Origin of the sequence: Streptomyces atriruber, from assembly GCF_001418325.1 — a bacterium.
GTDB lineage: Bacteria > Actinomycetota > Actinomycetes > Streptomycetales > Streptomycetaceae > Streptomyces > Streptomyces atriruber.
The window spans coordinates 1-3,838 of record NZ_LIPN01000494.1 but is presented as its reverse complement, the minus strand read 5'-3'; the positions used below and the strand labels follow the sequence as shown (position 1 = coordinate 3,838).

Below are 3,838 nucleotides of genomic sequence, written 5' to 3'. Positions count from 1 at the left end.
GGTCGGGCGGGGCGAAGGTCTGATCGAGCGCCCCCGCCTCGGCGGTGGCGTTGAGTTCCTCCTGCAGGTCTGCCATGGCAGGTGCTCCGGACGTCGGCGGGCGGCAGTTCCCGTAAACCGTGGCACGGCACGGCCACGGCTTCGCGGCGGACGGAGCGTTCGGAGTAAGGGGCGGCACCCGGGGACGCGAAAGGGCCCCGCCGACCGAATCGGCGGGGCCCTCTCGCAGCCGCACGGAACAGCCGTACGGAACGGATGTGCGGAAGAGCGGCTCAGTTGCCCGAGACCGTGACCTTCTCGTCGTTGTTCAGCTGCTCGACCAGCTGCTTGACCTTGGCCTTGTCCCAGAGGAGGTTGCCGCCGGTGGAGCCCGCGAGCGGCATGTTCATCGACGTGCCGTCGCCGCCGGTCACCCCCTTCATCGCCCAGAACATGGAGGCCACGTCCATCAGCCCCATGTCCTTGTCGACGATCAGCGTGTCCAGGCCCGCGCCCATCGTCGGGTAGAGCTTGAACGGGTTCATGACCGTGCTGGGCGTCGCCGCCTGGCTGGCGAGGGCCGCGAGGAACTTCTGCTGGTTCTTCGTGCGGTCCAGGTCGCTGCCCGGCAGCGCGTAACGCGTACGGACGAAGGCGAGGGCCTGCTGGCCGTCGAGGGTCTGCTTGCCCGCCTCGAAGTCGGCGCCCGACTTCTTGTCCTTGAAGCCCTTGGGAATGTCCATCTCGACGCCGCCGACCGCGTCCACGATCTTGGCGAAGCCGCCGAAGCCGATCTCGGCGTAGTGGTCGATCTTCAGGCCGGTGTTGTACTCGACGGTCCGCACGAGGAGCTCGGGGCCGTCCTCCGCGTACGCCGCGTTGAGCTTCGTCTGGCGGCCCTGGTTCGGGTAGAGCTTGCCGGACTCGGCGCCCTTGAACGAGGGGATCGTGACGTTCGAGTCGCGGGGGAGCGAGATCATCGTGTTCCCGCCGTCGTCCGCGACGTGCAGGATCATCATCGAGTCGGTGCGCTTGCCCTCGGCGGAGCCCGTGTGGAGCTTCTTCTTGTCCTCCGCCGTCATGCCCTCGCGGCTGTCGGAGCCCACGATCAGGTAGTTCGTGCCGTCGCCGCCGTCGGGCCGCTCGATGACCTTGGAGAGGTCGACCTCGCGCTTGAGCTTGGAGTCGGCCCAGAAGTACGTGATGACGGAGGTCACCAGCAACACGCTGACCAGCGTGATCGCGGTCCACTTGATCCGCTTGCGCCAGTTCGGCGCGGGGCGCGGGGCGCGCGCAGGGCGGCCGTCGCCGCCGGGGCCGCCGCCGTCGCCCGCGCCGGGGCGGCCGTAGACCTGGCCGGTGTTGTAGCCGCTGTCGTAGCCCTGGTTCTGGTTCTGGCCGTACGGGTCCTGGCGCGCGGCGCGCGGCTCGAAGACCTCGTCGCGGGCGTCGCCGTACGGCTGACCGTTTCCGCGCGGCTGGTCGTAGCCGTCGTCGTACCCGGACTGCTGCGGGACCCCGCCGGGCGGTGGTCCGGCCGGACTGGAGGGCCGGCCGCGCTGGATGTGCCGCATCGCGCGGGCTCCCTCGGGCTGGGAGTTCCCGCTGCCGCGGCCGTATCCCCGGCCGCCACCCTGATCGTCAGGCCAATCGCTCATGTGGCCCAGTCTGCCGTCTCGGGGCCCCCGCCTCACAGAGCGGTCGGGAATTCGGGTCACGGCTGTTGCAGAGCTGATGCAAAGCGGCCGAGGAGTGCTCGGACAAACGTCCGGCATAGGGTGGACGGCATGACAGACCAGGCTCCCCGCTCGGAATCGGAGATTCCGGGCAAGCCGACTTCGGCATCCCGCACCACGCTCAGCCACATCATGACCCACAACGACACCAACCTCCTCGGCACGGTGCACGGCGGCGTGATCATGAAACTGGTGGACGACGCGGCCGGAGCCGTCGCCGGACGCCACTCCGGCGGTCCCGCCGTCACCGCGTCGATGGACGAGATGGTGTTCCTTGAGCCGGTCCGCGTGGGCGACCTCGTCCATGTGAAGGCCCAGGTCAACTGGACCGGACGCAGCTCCATGGAGGTCGGCGTCCGGGTCCTCGCCGAGCGCTGGAACGAGTCGACGCCCGCACAGCAGGTCGGCTCCGCCTATCTGGTCTTCGCCGCGGTCGACGCGGACGGCAAGCCCCGTACGGTCCCCCCGGTCGTCCCCGAGACCGACCGCGACCGCCGCCGCTACCAGGAGGCCCAGATCCGCCGCACCCACCGCCTGGCACGCCGCCGGGCGATCAAGGAGCTGCGGGAGTCCCGGGCGGCCGAGGGCTTCGACGACTGAGCCGGGGCGCCCACAGGGGCTACGAGGCCTGCCCTCAGGGGCCACGAACCCCGCCCTCAGGGACAGACGACCTGGTCCCCGGTGACCGCACCGAACTCACCCAGGCGCACGTCCTCGGCCCGCACCGGCCGCACCGCCTTGAAGTCCTTCCCCACGATCACCTTCAACGTCGCCCCCTGCCCCTTCACCTGCCGCATCTCGGCCCCGGGCAGCGCCGTGGCCAGGGCCTTCGCCGAACGGTCCCACCGGGGGTCGTAGGCGACGACGGTCCGCCCGACGGGCTTCTCCTTGGCTCCGGGGATGTCCCCCGGCATCCCGGAGGTCCGGAAGTCGGTCGCCCGCAGCCCCGCGTCGACCTGCTTCCCCAGCCCCGGCGACCCGGTGCCGTTGTCCACCTGGACCCGGATCTGCTGCGGCGCGACGCCGACCATGGTGGCCCTGCCCTTGCCGTGGCGCACGGCCAGCGGACGGTCCTCGCGCAGCGCCGCGAACAGCTTCTCGGACTTCTTCGGATGCCACCTCAGCGTCGACCCGATGCCCGGGATGTTCGTCCCCTTGGCGCTCAGCGGCACGGTCGTGAACTCCGACGACGACGGCGAGAAGCCGCGCATCGCCCGCCCGAGGTCGAGGATCTCGTCCGTCCCGAAGCCGGTGTCCGCACGGACCGCGCCGAGCAGCGTCCGGGTCACGTTGCGGAACTTGACCGGATTCAGCAGGACGCCGCTGCTCGTCGCCTTCGCGATGAGCGCCGCGAGGAAGCGCTGCTGGCGCTGCATGCGGCCGAGGTCCGACGCCCCGTCGACGTACCGGGAGCGGACGTACTGCAGCGCCTCGCCGCCGTTCATGAGGTGCGTGCCCTCCGCCAGGTTCAGGCCGGTGTGCGAGTCGTTCAGCGGCCGCGCCGTGCAGATCTCCACGCCGCCGAGCACGTCCACCGTCTTCATGAAGCTGGTGAAGTCGACCTCCAGATAGTGGTCGATCTTGACCTTCGTCATGTGCTCGACGGTGCGCACCGTGAGGTTGGGGCCGCCCTCCGCGTACGCCGCGTTGATCTTGTTGGGGTGCGCGTGGTGCTTCTGGCGCGTGTTCCTGTCGGTGTGCGCGGGCAGATCGGCGTAGCTGTCCCGGGGCAGGCTCACGACGCTGGCCCGGTCCCGGTCCTCCGAGATGTGCACGATCATGATCGTGTCCGTGCAGTGGCAGGGCGCGCCGCCGAGGCGGTACTTCTCCTTGTCCTCGGGCGTGAGCTTGTCGCGGCCGTCGGTGCCGACGAGCAGGACGTTCATGCCGTTGCCCGCCTCGGGCCTGTTCTTCATGTCCTTGAAGGCGTCGACCCGCTTGATGCCGGTGTCGAGGCTGTTCACGACGGAGTGCCCGATGCCCGCCGCGGCCAGGACCGTCACGGAGAAGGCGGTCGCCACCCGCATGGCCCAGCGCGGCCGCCTCCGCCGCCCGGCGGGTTTCCGGGGAGCCCGCTCGGCCCGCGCGGCCCGTGGAGCCGGTGGGCGGGGGCGGGGCTGTGG

Annotated in this window: 3 protein-coding genes; 1 reads left to right on the top strand and 2 read right to left on the bottom strand. The window is 70.6% G+C overall.

The window, feature by feature from the left end; genetic code table 11:
* Positions 1-272: 272 nt before the first annotated feature.
* Positions 273-1,637 (bottom strand): LCP family protein, encoded by a 1,365-nt coding sequence (locus AOK03_RS36865; protein ID WP_063792660.1) that lies wholly within the window; start codon positions 1,635-1,637, stop codon positions 273-275.
* A 129-nt stretch (positions 1,638-1,766) separates the two neighbouring features.
* Between AOK03_RS36865 and AOK03_RS36860 the strand changes: the two genes are divergently transcribed.
* Positions 1,767-2,315: an acyl-CoA thioesterase gene (locus tag AOK03_RS36860; protein WP_055569736.1), complete on the top strand. Its 549-nt coding sequence runs from the start codon at positions 1,767-1,769 to the stop codon at positions 2,313-2,315.
* A gap of 56 nt (positions 2,316-2,371) precedes the next feature.
* Here AOK03_RS36860 and AOK03_RS36855 read toward each other — a convergent pair.
* On the bottom strand, positions 2,372-3,838 hold a 1,467-nt coding region (locus AOK03_RS36855), incomplete at its 5' end, for an LCP family protein (protein ID WP_244177894.1).

What these genes read in the sequence shown, in the direction of transcription:
- AOK03_RS36865 (WP_063792660.1), bottom strand. Translation starts at nt 1,637, where the DNA reads ATGAGCGATTGGCCTGACGATCAGGGTGGCGGCCGGGGATACGGCCGC.
- AOK03_RS36860 (WP_055569736.1), top strand. Translation starts at nt 1,767, where the DNA reads ATGACAGACCAGGCTCCCCGCTCGGAATCGGAGATTCCGGGCAAGCCG.